Origin of the sequence: Nocardia sp. NPDC050710, from assembly GCF_040654375.1 — a bacterium.
Taxonomy (GTDB): Bacteria; Actinomycetota; Actinomycetes; order Mycobacteriales; family Mycobacteriaceae; genus Nocardia.
The window spans coordinates 145,207-162,447 of the sequence record NZ_JBFAHV010000022.1; the positions used below are offsets into that span (position 1 = coordinate 145,207).

The following is a 17,241-nucleotide window of genomic DNA, read 5'->3' on the forward strand; positions in this document are numbered from 1 at the left end:
CATGAGGAGGCGGGGACTTACGCAACCACGCGGGTAGTTCGTTCGTGAACTGAGCAGGGGTGTGAGGGGGCCGTAGCCCCCGGGTGGGTGTGGCGGTCAGCAGGGGGAGCTACAGCCGTGGCAGAGGTGGTGGTCGCAGGAGCGGCAGACGCCGATGCGGTCCTGGTAGTCGCAGCCGGGGCCGTGGCAGACGGGGCATTCGTCGGGGGTCCAGGGCCAGTCGGCGCGGGTATCGACGGGAGGGAGGTCGGGCAGCGGCAGCGGGGCGGGTGTGGGCTTCGTCACCTGTACGCGTCGAAGCTGCTTTCGCGCGGTGTCTCGGTCAAGGAGCTGGCCGACTATCTCGGGCATGAAGATCCGGGCTTCACTCTGAGGGTCTACACGCACCTGCTTCCGTCGAGTCACGAGCGAGCGCGCCAGGCTGTCGATGAAGCGGCCGGAATCTGGGAGCTACAACCCGATGACGGCCTACAGGCGGCCTGAGTGAGCCAACGGTCCGGTTACCCTGTCTCCGAACACAAAGAAACCGGTGTGAGTCCAGAACAGGTCTCGCACCGGTTTCCGTTGTCCTACAGGCTATTTCAGCTCGGCGCTGGTTTTGCCGAGGACTCGGCGGGCCACGATCAACTGCTGGATCTGCTGGGTGCCTTCGAAGATGTCGAGAATCTTCGAGTCACGGCCCCACTTCTCCAGCAGGGTCCGCTGCGAATAGCCGATGCTTCCCGCGAGTTCGACGGCCTTGAGGGTGACGTCGGTGCCGGTCCGGCCCGCCTTGGCCTTGGACATCGAAGCCTCGAGCGAGTTGGGTTTCTTGTTGTCGGCCATCCAGGCGGCGCGCAGCGAGAGCAGGTAGGCCGATTCGTAATCGGCTTCCATGCGCAGGAATTCGGCGGCCGCGGCGGGCTGGTTGTTCGGCGGAATGTCGTAGGACGGCTCGATGCCCGCGTCCTTCAGGATCGCGCGCAGTTCCTCGAGCGCCGCCCGAGCGACGCCGACCGCCATCGCGGCGACGAGGGGACGGGTGTTGTCGAAGGTCTGCATGACCCCGGCAAAGCCCTTCTCCACATTGACTTCCGGGCTGCCGAGGATGTTGTCGGCGGGGATCCGGCAGTCCTGCAGGAGCAGTACGGCGGTGTCGGAGGCCTTGATGCCCAGTTTGTGCTCGAGGCGGGCCACGGACAGGCCGGGAGCGTCCCGCGGTACGACGAACGACTTGATCGCCGCGCGGCCCAGGTTCTTGTCGACGGTCGCCCACACCACGATGTGGGTGGCGCGCTGTCCGGCGGTGACGAAGATCTTCTCGCCGTTGAGCACCCATTCGTCGCCGTCGCGTACGGCGGTGGTGGTGACGGCGGCCGAGTCCGAACCGAAGGACGGCTCGGTGATGGCCATGGCGGCCCACACCTTGCCGAACCGCTTCAGCTGCTCGTCGGTGGCGACGGCCGCAATGGCCGCGTTGCCCAGGCCCTGGTAGGGGATGGAGAGCATCAGGCCGACGTCGCCCCAGGAAGTCTCCAGGGCATTCAACAGCGCGGACATGTTGCCGCCGTTGGTGTTTCCGAGCAGCTCGGTGGCGTGCACATCGGATTCGCTGCTCTCGGAGCGGCCGCCCGCGGCGCCACCGATCTTCTGGGTGCCGGAGTCGGCGAGGCCTTCGACCATGGCGGCCATGGTGTCCAGCTCGACCGGGTAGTCGTGTTCGCCGAGGTCGTATTTGCGCGAGATCGGACGGAAGATCTCCTGGGCGACCTGGTGGGCCTGGTTCGCGCTGGCCCGCAGCTTCTTGGGGAGTTCGAGATTGATCATTGTTGAGGTCTCCTGAAGTAAGGAACGGGCCGGTTAGATGAGCACGACACCTTCGGCGATGCCGATGGCCCGCAGGTCGCGGTACCAGCGCTCGACCGGGTGTTCCTTGGTGAAGCCGTGGCCGCCGAGCAGCTGCACGCCGTCCAGACCGATCTGCATACCCTTATCGGTGGCCAGCTTGCGGGCCAGGCTCGCCTCGCGGGCGAACGACAGTCCCTGCTCCGCGCGCGACGCGCCACGCAGCGTCACCAGACGCATGCCGTCCAGCTCGATCGCGATATTGGCGACCATGAACGCGACCGCCTGGCGGTGCGAGATGGGCTCGCCGAACGCCTCGCGCTCGTTCACGTACGGAATCACATAGTCCAGCACAGCCTGGCCGGTACCCGCGGCGAGTGAGGCCCAGCCGAGGCGGGCGAGGCGGACCGCGTCCGCGTACTCCTCGGCGCGGGTCTTGGCGTCACCGTCACCCAGGATCGCGTCGGTGCCGACCGCGACATCATTGAGTAGCAGGCGGCCGAGGCCGGCGGCGCGCAGACCCATGCTGGGATCGGCCTCCACGACCAGGCCGGGGGCGTCGGATTCGACGATGAAGATCGCCGGGCGGCCGTCGAGTTCGGCGGCGACCAGGAATAGCTCGGCATCCGCGGCCGCCGGGACCAGGCTCTTCACGCCGTTGAGGCGGTAGCCGCTCGGGGAGCGGGTGGCCTTGGTCTGCAGCGCGAACGGGTCGAACAGCGCGCGCGGTTCACTGATCACGACCGAGGACTGCGGCACGTTCTCGCCGGTGAAGGCGGGCAGGTAGGTCTTCTGCTGCGCGTCGGTACCCCACTGGGACAGCGCCACCGCGACACCGCTGGGCGCCAGGATCGGCAGGGCCAGGCCCATATCACCGTGGGCGAGGGCCTCGGCGACCATCGAATTGGTGACCGCACCCCGCTCCGAGGCCGCACCCTCGAGCTCCTCGGGCACGTTGATCAGCGTGATGCCCAGCTCGGCGGCGCGCTCGAGCAGATCGCGCGGGGCCTTGGCCGAGTTGTCGGCCGCGTAGGCGGCCGGGCGCAGGATCTCGGCGGCGAATTCCCGCACCGTCTCGACGATCATCTGCTGCTCGTCCGACGGGGTGATGTCGAAGAGGTCCTTTTTCTTCGACTCGTTGACCGCCAGCCGCTTCGGCTCGCCGCCACCTGCGACCTTGGCGAAGGCGCGGGTCGCGGCACCCAGGGTGCGGAAGCCGGTCTTGGTGCCTTCGTAGGTGACTCGCTCGATCGGCTTGCGCAGGTTGTACTTCTCGGCGAGCTCCGACCCGGTCAGGGTCGTCATGACCCGCATGGCGGTGCCCATCCAGTCCCGCTTGGGCTGGTTGAGGCCGACCGCGGACGTGTCTGGACGTCGCTTCGTTGCGCTGTCTCGAGTGCTCATCATCACCTGGTTTCTCGGGTGGGTCGGGTGAGGTCCGGTCCCAGCTATCTTACTCCTGAGTAAGGCAATCTTACTCCAGAGTAAGAACTGCGTCGACCCAATGCTGAAGGATTGTCCGCCGGTTGTCCATGTGATGTCTGGTGTGCATGTGGACGGGGTTGCATCTCCGCGCTGCGCTGCGTATATCCACATCGCCACGCGGGTTGCCAGATAGTGAAACAAATCTGCTTCAGACGGAGGCGTTTTCCGCTACCGTGGCGGCACGTTGTTGCCCCCGAGACGGAAGTCTTGTTCATGAAGCGATTTGTTGTTATAGCCGCGGCTACCGCGGCGCTCGGACTCGCCGCGGCGCCCGCCACCGCCGCACCCGGTCTGCCGCTCCAGCCGGTGGATGTCGACCCGGGCGGTCCGGTGATCGACTTCGGCTCCAGTGCGCCGCTGTTCAACCTGGGTTCGGGAGAGGCGGGGACCGGGATCGACCTCGGGTCCGGCGTCTTCGATTTCAATACCGGCTCCGCGTCGGGCTCGGGTACCGGATCGGCCCGGCCGCCGGGGATCTCCAGCGGGCGGTAGTCGCCCGCACCGCCGGCCGTCGCGAGATGAAGGCGCGACGGCCGCGCGGCGCGGAATATGGGCCGTCAGTGGTAGCGGCGCCATGCGGGGTGTGACAGGGTGGCCGGATGTACTGGGTGGCGGGGATTTTCGCCGCCGTACTGGCCACGTTCGCGCACCGGTACGGCTACCACCGAGACGAGCTGTATTTCCTGGCCGCGGGTAGACATGTGGACTGGGGGTACGCCGATCAGCCGCCGCTGACACCACTGGTGGCGCGCGCGATGTCGGCCATCGACCCCGAATCCTTAGTACTGCTCCGGGCTCCGGCGCTCCTGGCGGCGACACTGGTCGTGCTCTGCGCCGGATGGATGGCGCGTGAGTTCGGGGGTGGGCGTGGGGCGCAGGCGCTGGCCGCGGCGGCGGTCGGCGGCGCCGCACTGGTCATGGGGGCCGGACATACGCTGAATACGGCGGTATTCGATATTGCCGCGTGGTCGCTGATCGGCGTGTTGGTGTTGCGATTGCTGGGTGGTCCAGCGGATCGGTTGCGCCCCCGTCCCGCCGAAATCCTGGGCAATCCACGGTGGTGGCTCGCGATCGGCGCGGTGGCCGGGGCGGGGCTGCAGAACAAACTGCTGCTGATCTTTCCGGCGGGTGCGCTCGCCGTATCACTGGCGCTGGTCGGGCCGCGAAAGATCTTCGGCACCAGATACTTTCCGATGGCGGTCGGTATCGCGGCGCTGATCTGGCTGCCGTACCCGGTGTGGCAGGCCCGCAATGGCTGGCCGCAGTGGGAATTGAGCCGGGCCATCGCGGGCGGGTCGTCCGGCACCTCGGATTCGCCGATCATGTTCGTGCTGACGCAGTTCGGGCTGATGGGTCCACTGCTGGCGCCACTATGGGCCTTCGGGTGGTGGCTGCTGTGGCGTTCGGATCGGTACCGCGCGTTCGCGGTGAGCTATGTGCTGCTCTTCGTGGTGTTCGCGGTGACCGGCGGTAAGGCCTACTACCTGGGCGGCATGTATCCGATCCTGATCGCCGCGGCGGCGGTGCCGACGGCGGCATGGCTGGGAACTCATCGGATGCGCCGGGCCGCGGTGGCTTCCGCGCTCACCGTCAATGCGCTGGCCTCGGCGGTGCTCTTCCTTCCGGTGCTTCCGGTGGGTGTGCTGAACGACTCCCCGGTGCTCGCGGTCAACTATGACGCGGGCGAAACCGTCGGCTGGCCGGAATTCGTGCGCGACGTCGGCGCGGTCCGCGCCCGCCTCGGCGCCGACGTCGCGATCCTCACCGCCAACTACGGCGAGGCAGGCGCCATCGAACGCTTCGGCGCGCGCTACGACCTGCCGAAACCCCACTCCGGCCACAACTCTTACTGGTGGTGGGGACCGCCGGACGACGCGACGACCGAGCTGCTCGCCATCGGCATCGAGGGTGTGGATCTCGGGCGCTTCTTCGCGTCGGTCGAACCGGCGGAACGCATCGACAACGGCCTCGATATCGATAATGACGAACAGGGCGAGCCGATCTTCGTCTGCCGTGGCCCACGGGCGCCGTGGGCCGAACTCTGGCCTCGGATGAAACACCTGGGCTGACACGCGCCCGGGGCGTCAGAACGGGCCGCGCCCGCGCCAAGGCCATGTGACGCGTTGGTGCGCAGCCGATTCCGCTACAGCCGGTGCCGGATCAGGAAATCGTCCACGGTCGCCCACCACTGCTCGGGCTGCTCCAGCATGAGCACATGCCCGGCCTCGATCTCGGCGTACTCCGCGCCACGTATTCCGGCGGCCAGTTCACGGGAGTTCGCCGGGTCGATCAGCAGATCGCGGGTGGCGTTCACGATCAGCGTCGGCACCTCGACGTGTACCAGATCCGCGGTGATGTCGGCATTTTCGACCAGGCTGGCCTGTTGGAGGGCACCGCCGGGAATGTTCGCGGCGATCTGGCCGCGGCTCTCGTCGATGGTGCCCGCCGGGAGGTTGTTCACGAATTCGGCGCCGAAGCCGGCCAGCAGACTGATGCGGGCGAAGGTGTCGTAGTCGTGCCGGTCCAGCGAGTCCTGCCAAATCTGCGCGATCAGCCGAGCCCGGTTGTCGGCCTCGGCGAAACCGGCGGCCAGCACCAGTGCGCGGACCCGGTCCGGATGCCGCACCGCGGCCCGCACCGCGACCGCGGCGCCGAGGGAGAAGCCGAGGATGGTGAAGGTCGGGACATCGGCGGCGACCGCCGCGGCGACCAGCGCGTCGGCCAAACCATCGAGGGTGAGCTGGGTGTCGTCGTCCGGGTAGTCGGACGCGACCACGGTGTGGGCGAGGGCGAGCGCGGGAATGATCGCGCCGAAGTTGTGCTCGATGCTGCCGGTGGCGCCGTGCGCGAGCACGATGCCGGGGCCGGAGCCGGTCACTGAGGTCTGCAGGGGAATCGCTGTCATACCGGAGAAGTTAGGTATTCACATGAGTGTGAAGGTCAAGGAGCGGTGAGCGGGGTCACATGCTGATCGGTGAATTGGCCGCCCGGACCGGTGTGAGTTCGCGGCTGCTCAGGTATTACGAGGAGCAGGGTCTGCTGCATCCGCAGCGCGACGCCAACGGCTACCGCTGCTACTCCGACGATGCGCCCGACCGCGTCGCGCATATTCGGGATCTGCTCGCGGCGGGCCTGCCCACCGAGGACATTCGCCTGCTGATGCCGTGTTACCGCGGGCCGAACCGGTGGGTGCTGTCCTGCGAGGAATCCATCACCATCGTCGATAAACGCGCCGCCGAACTGGAGCAGAAGATCGCGGAACTGAATCGGCAGCGCGAACTGCTCAGGATACGGCGCGAACTCATGCGCAACTGGCCCGACGGCGAGTACACCACGCCCGCACCATCGCCGCGCTGATCGCCGAACGACGCACCCGATTCCGGCGTCCGGTGCGGCATTTCATGGGCCGACCCTTCGGCGGTAGTCCTGTTATCTTGTCCCGCATGGTCATAGGGATGGGGAGTGGACGGGTACGGGCCGCGGTGTTCGCCGGTGTGCTGGCAGCGGGTGTACTCGCCACGACTCCGGCGGCAGCGCAGCCGATAGCGGCCTCGTGCGACACGGGGTGGACGGCCGAGACGGTGGTCAGCGGCGTCGGCAATCTGGAGAATCTGGACAGCGACGGTAAGGGCGGGTTCTACGTCACCGGGCTTCTGGACGGGTTCCTGGCCCATGTGGACAGCGCCGGCGGCTTCGAGAAGGTGGTGACCGGGCTGGATCACCCGGCCGGGGTGCGAGTGGTCGGGTCGTCGGTCTACTTCCTCACCGGTGACGGACTGGACGCACCGCCGGGTACCTTGGCGCGCTACGACATCGAAACCGGTGCGGTGACCACGCTGCTGACCGGGCTCAACGGTCCGAACGGCCTGCTGGTGCTGCCCGATGGCGATCTACTGTTCACCACGATCGGCATATCCGGTCCACCCACCGGCATCTCGCGATATCGACCGTCGACGGGCGAATACACGAAGACGTGGTCGTCGCTGCCATTGACCAACGGTCTTGCCCTCGCGCCCGATGGCACGTCGATCTTCACCGACAGCCTGGCCCTGCAGATCTTCCGGATTCCGCTGGCCACACCGAATAGTCCGACCGTGGTCACCGGCGTGCCCAAGCTGTTCGCGGTGCCCGACGATATGGAGGCGACGCGGTCGGGTCAGCTGTTCGTTGCCGACCATGTCCTCGGCGCGGTCTACCAGGTCGACACCGCCACCGGCGCGGCCTGCACCATCATTACGGGTCTGATCAAATCCGGCCCGGTCCGCAATCCACCCGACGGCGCCACCTCGGTGCGCATCGTCCGCGACGGTGACTCCTGGGCCCTCTATGTGACCAGCATGGACGGCACCCTGCGACGGCTGCGCCCACCGGCGGACTTCGACCTCACCCCCGCCGATCCTCGGCGCTGATGGCGGTCGGCCGGATCGCACCCGCCGTACGCCTTGTGGCGCAGCAGGTTCGGTATTGTCGACCGCCAGGGGAGAGGAGCCGCCGTGCCCGAAGCAGCGCCCATGAGTCCGGCCACGGCCGAAGATGCCGAGGAGATCGCCCGACTGCGGAACCGGCTCGCCCGGTGGATGGTGGACAACGGCATCGCGCAGTGGTTGCCCGGTGAGTATCCCGTCGCGCTGGTGGGTGCGGAGGCAGCACGCGGTGAGTGGTTCGTGTGGCGCGATGGGGGCGTGCTGATCGCCGCGGTGCGCCTGGTCTGGCGGGATCCGGACTTCTGGGGCGCGGACGACGCCGAGGCCGGGTACATCCACGGGCTGATGGTCGCGCCGGAGCATCGGGGCCGCGACCTCGGGGCCCGGATCATCCGGTTCTGCGCGGACCGCACTCGGGCACGCGGCCTCACCAGACAGCGGCTGGACGCTGCCGCCGAGAATCACATACTCCGGAAGTACTACGCCGCACAGGGTTTCACCGAGATCCGGGAGGCTACGCTGCCACCGCGGTTCCACGGCACCGATCGGGTGGTGCTGTTCGAGAAGGAGTTGCCTCGGGCCTGACCGGACGCCAGAATCGGGTCCGCCCGACCGGTGCCGCCGCGTCCCGTGGCTGCCGTGCGGGTTGCCATCGAACTGCCGCTACGGCCGCAGGCGGGTCAGCACCTCGTCGTGCAGCAATCCGTTGGTCGCCACGGCGTCGCCGCCGTGCGGACCCGGCCGACCGTCGAGCGCGGTGAAGGCGCCGCCCGCCTCGCGGACCAGGATGTCCAGGGCGGCCAGATCCCACAGCGACACTTCGGGTTCGGTGGCGATGTCGACCGCGCCCTCGGCGAGCAGGCAGTAGTTGAAGAAGTCGCCGTAGCCGCGGACCCGCCAGACGTCGTCGGTGAGATCGAGGAATGCGTCCCGCAGGCCGCGTTCGCGCCAGCCGGAGAGGCTGGCGAAGGCCAGGCTGGCCGAGCCGAGGTCGGCCACCGCGGAGACCGAGATCGGTTGCGGCGCACCGGGGTGGCATACGGCCCAGGCGCCGGAACCGGCGGCGGCCCACCAGCGGCGGGCCAGTGCGGGCGCGCTCACCACACCCACCACCGGGACGCCGTCCTCCAACAGGGCGATCAGCGTGGCCCAGATCGGCACGCGGCGGACGAAGTTCTTGGTGCCGTCGATCGGGTCGACCACCCACTGACGCCCGCTGAACTCGGCGTCGCCGCCGAACTCCTCACCGAGTACCGAATCGTCCGGTCGCGCATGTCCCAGCAACCGCCGGATCGCCCGCTCCACCGCGAGATCCGCATCCGATACCGGAGTCAGATCCGGCTTCGAATCCACCTTCAGATCGAGCGCACCGTACCGCGCCTTGGTGATGGCATCGGCCTCATCGGCCAGCCGCAGGGCGAGTTCCAGATCAGAGGAGTGAGCAGCCACGACCCGAACCCTATCGGGCATTGCCGCCCCCGCCCCGCGCGGCACGCGACAACCCGCAGTCGCGCCTGCGGCAGTTCGCCACGGCGCTGATCCAGGGACGGCTCCCGGGATGGGTCACGCAGGCTTCATGTGGTCTGCTCAGCGCTGCTCTTCGGTGCGCGGAGCGGTAGCTCAGACGGCCGCGGGGATCGCGCGGGCGGCGGTGAGGGCGCTTGCCCACCAATGCAACTGGTCGAGCATGGCCTCGGCGGCAGCCGCGGGCTCGGCGGGTTCGCGCAGGTTTCCTTCCTCGTCGAAAAGCAGGTAGTAGCGGGGGAACGAGACATAGTTGCGGACGGTGTGTGCGTTGAGTTCGCCGAACACCTGCCGCAGATGTTCGATGGCGAGCAGGCCGCCACTGGCGCCGCTATAGCCGACGAAGCCGATGGCCTTGGTGTCCCACTGGGTGAAGTGCCAGTCGATGGCGGCCTTCAACGCGGCGGAATAACTGCGGTTGTATTCGGGGGTGACGATGACGAATGCGTCGGCCGCCGCCAGCCGCGCGGTGAGGTCGAGCATGCCGTCCGGGCGTGGCGGGTTCGGCTCCATCATGGGCGAGACCGCGGGCAGTGGCAGGGGGATATCGGCATCGGCGAGGTCGATGACGTCCACCTCGAACGCGCCGTGTCGTTCGGCTCGGTCGACGAACCAGGACGCGACCACCGGGCCGAAACGTCCCTCCCGGACGCTGCCGATGATGACCGCGAGCTTCAGTGGTGTGCTGGACATGCTGTTCTCCTTCGGGTGGTCAGCGACCGGATCGGCCGTCGTCGACCAACTCTGCGGTCGCGAGCGATCACCAGGAAGGCCGCCGGGAGAGTGGTAGTGGCAGGGACACCCTCGCGCGGGCGCCGCTTGTTAGGTTCGAAAGGTGAGCGACAACGAGTTGGGTCTGTTCCTGCGGACCCGCCGCGAATCGGTGGCCCCGGCGCAGGTCGGATTGCCCACCGGACCGCGCCGCCGCACACCCGGACTGAGGCGCGCCGAACTCGCCACCTTGGCCGGGGTGAGTGTGGAGTACATCACCCGGCTGGAACAGGGTCGCGATCGTCACCCCTCGCCGTCGGTGCTGTCCGCGCTCGCCGATGCCATGCGCCTCACGCCGAGTGAGCGAATTCACCTGTACCGGTTGACGAAGGCCGCCGACCCCGGCTTCAGCTGTATGGGAGCCGCGCCGCCGAACCGCGAGGTGCGGCCCACCGTCCGCGCGGTGCTGGACCGGCTCGAACCCGCGGCCGCCGTGGTCGTCAACCGGCTCAGCGAGGTCCTCGCCTACACCGAGGGATACCGGCGGTTGATGGCGCCGACCGGGCTGCTGGACGACGCACAGTCGGCGAACCTGGCGCTATTCGCCTTCACCGATCCGCGCGCCCGCACCGCCTACCCGGACTGGGACCACCTCGCCGATGAACTGGTCGCCGGGCTCAAGCACGGCCCCTTTCGCGCCGACCCGAATATCGCCGCCCTGGTCGACGAGCTGACCGTGGTCGCGGGTGAGGAGTTCACCCGCCGAGTGGACACCGTCCCCAGCCTGCCCGCCGCCACCGGCGTGACCCGCTTCGTCCACCCGGAGGCCGGTCCACTGCGGTTGGCCTTCGAAACTCTCGAACTCTCCGCCGATGACGATCAGCAGTTGATCGTGCACCTGCCCGCCGATGACGCCGCCGCCGCCGCGCTCGACACCCTCAGCGGACGCAGGCCCGGCGCGCTGCGCGCGGTCAACGATTGACGCGCCGCCGCTGTGGCGCACAGCAACCCGCTCGCTCACCGCATCCGCATGCCGTGGCCGAAATGATCTCGCCGGGTGCGCGCGCCGTCGGTACGCTCGAGTTATGGGTACTTCGAAGCAAATTCAGAACGTCAGCCAGTCGGCTCCCACTCATCCGGCCTGAAGAGCCGCGGGCGCGGGGGGCCAGCTAGGCTTGAACATCGTGCATCCTGACGTTTCCGCCGACCTCGCCGAACTCGATTCGACCCTCAAGACGGTCGAATCGGTCCTCGATATCGAGGAACTACGCCGCCGCATCGATGAACTCGAGCACCAGGCCGCGGATCCGGACCTGTGGAACGACCAGGACCACGCTCAGCAGGTCACCAGCGAACTTTCCCACGCCCAGGGCGAACTGCGCCGCGTGGAAGAGCTGCGGCAGCGGCTCGAGGATCTGCCGGTGCTGTACGAGCTGGCCGAGGACGAGGAGGGCGAGGCCAGGACGGCCGCGCTCGCCGAGGCCGACGCCGAGCGGGCCGCCCTGCACGGTGATGTGGAGGCGATGGAGGTCCGGACGCTGCTCTCGGGCGAGTACGACAAGCGCGAGGCGCTGGTCAACATCCGCTCCGGCGCGGGTGGCGTGGACGCCGCCGACTGGGCCGAGAAATTGATGCGCATGTATATCCGCTGGGCGGATCGGCACAACTACAGCGTCGAGGTCTACGACACCTCCTACGCCGAAGAGGCGGGCATCAAGAGCGCGACCTTCGCGGTGAAGACGCCCTACGCCTACGGCACGCTCTCGGTCGAGATGGGCACCCACCGCCTGGTGCGGATCAGCCCGTTCGACAATCAGGGCCGCCGCCAGACCTCCTTCGCCGAGGTCGAGGTGCTGCCCGTCGTCGAGACCACCGATCACATCGAGATTCCGGAGGGCGAGGTCCGGGTGGATGTGTACCGGTCCTCCGGTCCGGGTGGCCAGAGCGTCAACACCACCGACTCGGCGGTGCGCCTGACCCACATTCCGACCGGCATCGTGGTCACCTGCCAGAACGAGAAATCCCAGCTGCAGAACAAGATTTCGGCCATGCGCGTGCTCCAGGCCAAGCTGCTGGAGCGCAAGCGGCAGGAGGAGCGCGCCGAAATGGACGCGCTGAAGACCAACGAGGGCGCGTCCTGGGGCAACCAGATGCGGTCCTACGTGCTGCACCCATATCAGATGGTCAAGGATCTGCGCACCAATCACGAGGTGAACAATCCGACCGCGGTGCTGGACGGCGATATCGATGGCTTCATCGAGTCCGGCATCCGGTGGCGCATGCGGGAGCAAGCGAATTAATTTGCGGCGGGCCGCAATTCGGCCTCGCCACGGATTCGCGGCGGGGCCGGATCGGTCCGACGCGCCGTACGTCGGCGCGAGCCGTTGTAGCCTATCTGGCGTGTGTGTTGCGGAAGGTGTGACATTGCGGGAGCCCGCCCGGTGATCGCGCTCGGAACCTCGTCGGACGCCACGGACTGGCTGCGCTCCAGCGGGCTCGAAATAGTCCTGCTGCTGCTGGGAGCGGTGCTGTTCAGCCGCTTCGCGACGTTCATCCGGGACCGGATCACCCAGAAGATCGACTCCGGTTTCCGCAGCAGCGATGCGCTGGTGCGCTCCGAGGCGGCCAAGCATCGGCATGCGCTGGCGCAGGTACTCACCTGGGTGGTGCTGACCATCGTCTACGTGCTGGTCGGCATGGAAGTGTTGCAGCGTCTCGGTTTTCAGGTCACCGGGTTGGTCGCGCCCGCCGCGGTGCTCGGTGCGGCACTGGGTTTCGGCGCGCAGCGCATCGTGCAGGACATTCTGGCCGGATTCTTCCTGATCACCGAGCGGCAGTACGGCTTCGGTGATGTGGTTCGGATCGCGGTGACCGGCTCCGCGGAGATGGCCGAGGGTACGGTCGAGGATGTCACGCTGCGGATCACCACGCTGCGCAACTCCGACGGCGAAGTGATTACCGTGCCGAACGGTCAGATCGTGAAAGTGACCAATCTGTCGAAGGATTGGGCGCGCGCCGCGATCGACGTGCCGGTGGCGGCCACCGTCGACATCACCCGGGTGAACGAGATATTGCACGAGGTCGGTACACAGGCGTACCAGGACCGACGATTGAAACCGCTACTGCTCGACGAGCCCACCGTGATGGGCATCGACGACCTCGCCGTGGACCAGATCAATATCCGAATGGTCGCCCGCACATTGCCGGGTAAGCAGTTCGAGGTCGGCCGCGAGTTGCGCGTGCGAGTCGCCGCGGCACTGCGCCGGGAGGGAATCAGTGAGACCACTTAGATCGACCGTGATCCTGCGGGAATCGGTGAAGCCGCGCAAATCGACCGCGATCCTGATGGCCACTTGGGTTGCTACGTTTGTGCTATACTTCTTTGTCAAACCTGAGCAGACGATTCCATTCGGCACGAGTGTGCTGGTAAATACAGCTCCGGCAGTGGCGACTACGGAGCCTGCCGATCGGTAGCTGTATCGCAGCAGTTGGTTCGTGAGCCCTTCTGGCTACACTGGCTCCCCGTGATCACCATGCGGAACGTCACCAAGACGTACAAGACGTCGACGCGACCCGCGCTGGACAACATCACCGTCGATGTGGACAAGGGCGAGTTCGTCTTCATCATCGGACCGTCCGGTTCCGGCAAGTCGACCTTCATGAACCTGCTGCTCAAAGAGGAGACCCCCACCACGGGAGAGATACGCGTCGCCGATTTCCGGGTCGACAGGTTACCCGGGCGGAAGGTGCCCAAGCTGCGCCAGCGCATCGGCTGTGTCTTCCAGGACTTCCGGCTGCTCCAGCAGAAGACGGTCCACCAGAATGTCGCCTTCGCGCTGGAGGTGATCGGTAAGCGACGTCAGTTCATCGACCGCACCGTCCCGGAGGTCCTGGATATGGTCGGACTCGGCGGCAAGGGAGATCGGCTGCCGAGCGAACTGTCCGGCGGTGAGCAGCAGCGGGTGGCGATCGCTCGGGCGTTCGTCAACCGGCCTTTGGTGCTGCTGGCCGACGAGCCGACCGGCAACCTCGACCCGGACACCAGCGCCGACATCATGATGCTGCTGGAGCGGATCAACCGCATCGGCACCACGGTGCTGATGGCGACCCACGACAATCACATCGTCGATGCGATGCGCAGGCGGGTGGTCGAGCTCGATCGCGGCAGACTGGTGCGCGACGAGGCGACCGGCGTATACGGGGTGGATCGGTAATGCGCGCGAGTTTCCTGTTCGGCGAGGTCCTCACCGGCCTGCGCCGCAATGTGACGATGACCGTGGCGATGATCCTGACCACCGCGGTGTCGCTGGCGATGCTCGGCGGCGGCCTGCTCTCGGTCCGGATGGCCGATAAGACCGAGCAGTACTTCACCGGTCGGCTGGAGGTGCGGTTCTACCTCGACGACGAAATCTCCAACAGCGATCCGGACTGCGCGGCCGAGCCGTGTAAATCCCTGCTGGTCGATATGAAGAAGACGCCGGGCGTGGTCAGCGTCCAGTTCCTCAATCGCGCCGCCGCGCTGGAGGAGGCGAAGAAACTCTTCGAGGACCAGCCCGAGATGGTGCAGTACATCTCCGAGACGCCGCTGCCCGCCTCCATGCGGGTGAAGATGACCGACGGTGACCAGTACGGGCACATCTACAAGGCCTTCAGTAATCGGGAGGGCGTGCGGACCGTCGCCAACGATCGGGAGTTCGTGGACCGGCTGTTGCGGCTGTTCGACGGGCTGCGCAATGCCGCGTTCGGTCTCGCCGTCGTCATGGCACTGGCCGCACTGCTGTTGATCGCGAACATGATGCAGATCGCGGCCTTCACCCGCCGCGCCGAGGTGAGCATCATGCGGCTGGTCGGCGCCACCCGCTGGTACACGCAGCTGCCATTCCTGATGGAGGCGGTGGCCGCGGCGCTGGCGGGATCGTTGCTGGCGATTCTCGGGCTGCTCATCGCTCGGCCGTTGGTGATCGACCGGGCCCTGGGGCCGCTGTTCGACAGCAATGTCTTCCCGCGGATCACCGGGGACGATATCGCGATCGTCGCACTGACCATCGCGCCGGTCGGCGTGGTGGTGGCCGCGGTGACGGCATACGCGACACTGCGCTACTACGTGCGCGAATAGTCTCGGTTCGGCCGAGTATCGACCATCGCCCCGGTGCCTGCCGGGGCAATGGCCGACGCATATCCGGGTGCGAGGGGCCGGTGTGGTGTCAAGGCCCCCGGGCACGAATTGTTGTCCACCTGTGGAGTATCCGGTTCATCGGCCGTGGTCGGGCCCGAGCTACCGGCGCGGGGGTTGCGGCGCGCTCGTAGGATGGGCCGGGTGACTCCCCCCGACGCTTTCCCGGCTCCGGTGACCGACGGCGAACCCCGCGCGGGCGCCGAAGACGGTGCGGCGCAACAGGTTCTACGCCGGGTCTTCGGGTACGACAGCTTCCGCGGCGACCAGCGCGACATCGTCGAACATGTGGTCGCGGGCGGGGACGCGCTGGTGTTGATGCCGACCGGCGGCGGCAAGTCGCTGTGCTACCAGGTGCCCGCGCTGGTCCGGCCCGGCGTCGGGGTGGTGGTGTCGCCGCTGATCGCGCTGATGCAGGACCAGGTCGATGCGCTGAGCGCACTCGGCGTCCGGGCCGGTTTCCTGAACTCCACCCAGTTCCCGGATGAGCGCCGGATGGTGGAGGCCCAGTTCGTGGCCGGTGACTTGGATCTGCTGTACCTGGCTCCGGAGCGGCTGCGGCTGGAGTCGACGGTGCAGCTGCTCGGTCGCGGCAAGGTGGCGCTGTTCGCCATCGATGAGGCGCACTGCGTATCGCAATGGGGTCACGACTTCCGGCCCGACTATCTGGGGCTGTCGATGCTGCACGAGCGCTGGCCGGATGTGCCACGCATCGCACTGACCGCCACCGCGACCGAGAAGACCCGCGACGAGATCATCCAGCGGCTGGATCTCGGCGGCGCCCGCCGCTTCGTGGCCAGCTTCGACCGGCCCAATATCCAGTACCGGATCGAACCGAAGAACCGGCCCGAGCGGCAGCTGCTGGAGTTCATCCGCGCCGAGCACGCGGGTGATGCGGGCATCGTCTACTGCCTTTCGCGCAATTCGGTGGAGAAGACCGCGGCCTTCCTCACCGAGAACGGTGTCAGCGCCGTGCCCTATCACGCCGGTCTGGACAATCGGACCCGCGCCGAGAACCAAGCGCGGTTCCTGCGCGAGGACGGCTTGGTCGTCGTCGCCACCATCGCCTTCGGCATGGGTATCGACAAACCCGACGTGCGCTTCGTCGCCCACCTCGACCTGCCCAAGTCGGTGGAGGGCTATTACCAGGAGACCGGTCGCGCGGGTCGCGACGGACTGCCCTCCACCGCGTGGATGGTCTACGGGCTCAACGATGTGGTGCAGCAGCGCAAGATGATCGACAGTTCCGACGGTGATGCCAGTCACCGCAGGCAGCTGCAACTGCATCTGGACGCGATGTTGGCGCTGTGCGAGACGGTGTCGTGCCGCCGCGGGCAGTTGCTCGCCTACTTCGGCCAGCCCGGTGGGACGCCATGCGGCAACTGCGACACCTGCCTCACCCCGCCGGAGTCCTGGGACGGCACCGTGGCCGCGCAGAAGCTGCTCTCGGCGGTGCTGCGGCTGAAACGCGAACGCGGACAGAGCTTCGGGGCGGGCCACATCGTCGACATCCTGCTCGGCAAATCGAATCCCAAGGTGTTGCAGCACGATCACCACGAGCTCAAGGTCTTCGGGGTCGGCACCGATCTGCGCGATGTCGAATGGCGTGGTGTGGTGCGGCAATTGCTGGCTCAGGGCCTGCTCGCGGTGTACGGAGACTACGGCGTGCTCACCCTCACCGAGGCGAGTAACGAGGTGCTGTTCGAGGGCCGCCCGGTGCGTCTGCGCCGCGAGCCGGAGCGGGCCACCAAACCCGCCCGCGCTGCCAAGGCGGGCAAGGCGGCGGCCGCGAATATGGCCCCCGCCGATGTGCCGGTCTTCGAGAAGTTGCGGGAATGGCGTGCTGCCACCGCCAAGGAGCAGGGCGTACCCGCCTACGTGGTGTTCCACGACGCCACCCTGCGCGAGATCGCGGCGCTCAAGCCGACCGGTCTGGCGGAGCTCGGAACCGTCAACGGCGTCGGTGAGAACAAGCTGGCCAAGTACGGCGAGGGTGTGCTCGAGGTGCTCGCGGGGGCGTGATCAGCGCCGAATGCGAATTTTTGCTCAGGTTTACGGATCGTGAACTATTGTTCCCGCACGTGGACCAATGCTGGTCAA

Annotated in this window: 17 protein-coding genes; 12 read left to right on the top strand and 5 right to left on the bottom strand. The window is 67.3% G+C overall.

The window, feature by feature from the left end:
• Nucleotides 1-117 precede the first annotated feature (117 nt).
• The gene (locus tag AB0H61_RS30145; RefSeq protein ID WP_357311029.1) at nt 118-483 is read left to right on the top strand and encodes a tyrosine-type recombinase/integrase; all 366 of its coding nucleotides are present in this window, start codon (nt 118-120) and stop codon (nt 481-483) included.
• 93 nt (nt 484-576) lie between these two features.
• Here the strand turns inward: AB0H61_RS30145 and AB0H61_RS30150 are convergent, their stop codons facing one another.
• Nucleotides 577-1,806: an acyl-CoA dehydrogenase family protein gene (locus tag AB0H61_RS30150; RefSeq protein ID WP_357311031.1), complete on the bottom strand. Its 1,230-nt coding sequence runs from the start codon at nt 1,804-1,806 to the stop codon at nt 577-579.
• A gap of 33 nt (nt 1,807-1,839) precedes the next feature.
• Nucleotides 1,840-3,231 (bottom strand): acyl-CoA dehydrogenase family protein, encoded by a 1,392-nt coding sequence (locus tag AB0H61_RS30155; protein ID WP_357311033.1) that lies wholly within the window; start codon nt 3,229-3,231, stop codon nt 1,840-1,842.
• Nucleotides 3,232-3,522: 291 nt separating this feature from the next.
• Here AB0H61_RS30155 and AB0H61_RS30160 point away from each other — a divergent pair, with 291 nt between their 5' ends.
• Together AB0H61_RS30160 and AB0H61_RS30165 are read left to right on the top strand one after the other, a co-directional pair.
• The gene (locus AB0H61_RS30160) at nt 3,523-3,801 is read left to right on the top strand and encodes a hypothetical protein (RefSeq protein ID WP_357311035.1); all 279 of its coding nucleotides are present in this window, start codon (nt 3,523-3,525) and stop codon (nt 3,799-3,801) included.
• A 107-nt stretch (nt 3,802-3,908) separates the two neighbouring features.
• Entirely contained in the window at nt 3,909-5,378 is a 1,470-nt protein-coding gene (locus AB0H61_RS30165; RefSeq protein ID WP_357311037.1) for a glycosyltransferase family 39 protein, read from the top strand.
• A 74-nt stretch (nt 5,379-5,452) separates the two neighbouring features.
• On the opposite strand, the gene AB0H61_RS30170 is transcribed toward AB0H61_RS30165, so the two are convergent.
• Nucleotides 5,453-6,214, bottom strand: coding sequence for an alpha/beta hydrolase (locus AB0H61_RS30170; RefSeq protein WP_357311039.1), 762 nt, complete (start codon nt 6,212-6,214; stop codon nt 5,453-5,455).
• Nucleotides 6,215-6,273: 59 nt separating this feature from the next.
• Here AB0H61_RS30170 and AB0H61_RS30175 point away from each other — a divergent pair, with 59 nt between their 5' ends.
• From AB0H61_RS30175 to AB0H61_RS30185, 3 genes are all read left to right on the top strand, one after another.
• On the top strand, nt 6,274-6,666 hold the full coding sequence (locus AB0H61_RS30175; RefSeq protein ID WP_357311041.1) for a MerR family transcriptional regulator: 393 nt from the start codon (nt 6,274-6,276) through the stop codon (nt 6,664-6,666).
• An 86-nt stretch (nt 6,667-6,752) separates the two neighbouring features.
• Nucleotides 6,753-7,718, top strand: coding sequence for an SMP-30/gluconolactonase/LRE family protein (locus AB0H61_RS30180; RefSeq protein ID WP_357311043.1), 966 nt, complete (start codon nt 6,753-6,755; stop codon nt 7,716-7,718).
• A gap of 84 nt (nt 7,719-7,802) precedes the next feature.
• Nucleotides 7,803-8,318: a GNAT family N-acetyltransferase gene (locus tag AB0H61_RS30185; protein ID WP_357311045.1), complete on the top strand. Its 516-nt coding sequence runs from the start codon at nt 7,803-7,805 to the stop codon at nt 8,316-8,318.
• A 78-nt stretch (nt 8,319-8,396) separates the two neighbouring features.
• Here AB0H61_RS30185 and hisN read toward each other — a convergent pair whose 3' ends face one another.
• On the bottom strand, nt 8,397-9,182 hold the full coding sequence (gene hisN, locus AB0H61_RS30190; RefSeq protein ID WP_357311047.1) for a histidinol-phosphatase: 786 nt from the start codon (nt 9,180-9,182) through the stop codon (nt 8,397-8,399).
• 171 nt (nt 9,183-9,353) lie between these two features.
• Nucleotides 9,354-9,950, bottom strand: coding sequence for an NAD(P)H-dependent oxidoreductase (locus AB0H61_RS30195; protein ID WP_357311049.1), 597 nt, complete (start codon nt 9,948-9,950; stop codon nt 9,354-9,356).
• Nucleotides 9,951-10,092: 142 nt separating this feature from the next.
• Between AB0H61_RS30195 and AB0H61_RS30200 the strand changes: the two genes are divergently transcribed.
• From AB0H61_RS30200 to recQ, 6 genes are all read left to right on the top strand, one after another.
• A complete protein-coding gene (locus AB0H61_RS30200) occupies nt 10,093-10,950 on the top strand; it encodes a helix-turn-helix transcriptional regulator (RefSeq protein WP_357311051.1) in 858 nt (285 codons plus the stop codon).
• A 202-nt stretch (nt 10,951-11,152) separates the two neighbouring features.
• Complete coding sequence (gene prfB, locus AB0H61_RS30205; RefSeq protein ID WP_357311053.1) at nt 11,153-12,268, top strand: peptide chain release factor 2; 1,116 nt, start codon at nt 11,153-11,155, stop codon at nt 12,266-12,268.
• Nucleotides 12,269-12,409: 141 nt separating this feature from the next.
• The gene (locus AB0H61_RS30210; RefSeq protein WP_357311055.1) at nt 12,410-13,258 is read left to right on the top strand and encodes a mechanosensitive ion channel family protein; all 849 of its coding nucleotides are present in this window, start codon (nt 12,410-12,412) and stop codon (nt 13,256-13,258) included.
• A gap of 234 nt (nt 13,259-13,492) precedes the next feature.
• On the top strand, nt 13,493-14,182 hold the full coding sequence (ftsE, locus tag AB0H61_RS30215; RefSeq protein ID WP_357311057.1) for a cell division ATP-binding protein FtsE: 690 nt from the start codon (nt 13,493-13,495) through the stop codon (nt 14,180-14,182).
• A complete protein-coding gene (gene ftsX / locus AB0H61_RS30220; protein WP_357311059.1) occupies nt 14,182-15,084 on the top strand; it encodes a permease-like cell division protein FtsX in 903 nt (300 codons plus the stop codon). Before ftsE ends, ftsX begins: the two co-directional genes overlap by 1 nt.
• Before the next feature lie 201 nt (nt 15,085-15,285).
• Nucleotides 15,286-17,163 (top strand): DNA helicase RecQ, encoded by a 1,878-nt coding sequence (gene recQ, locus AB0H61_RS30225; RefSeq protein WP_357311061.1) that lies wholly within the window; start codon nt 15,286-15,288, stop codon nt 17,161-17,163.
• Nucleotides 17,164-17,241: the final 78 nt, after the last annotated feature.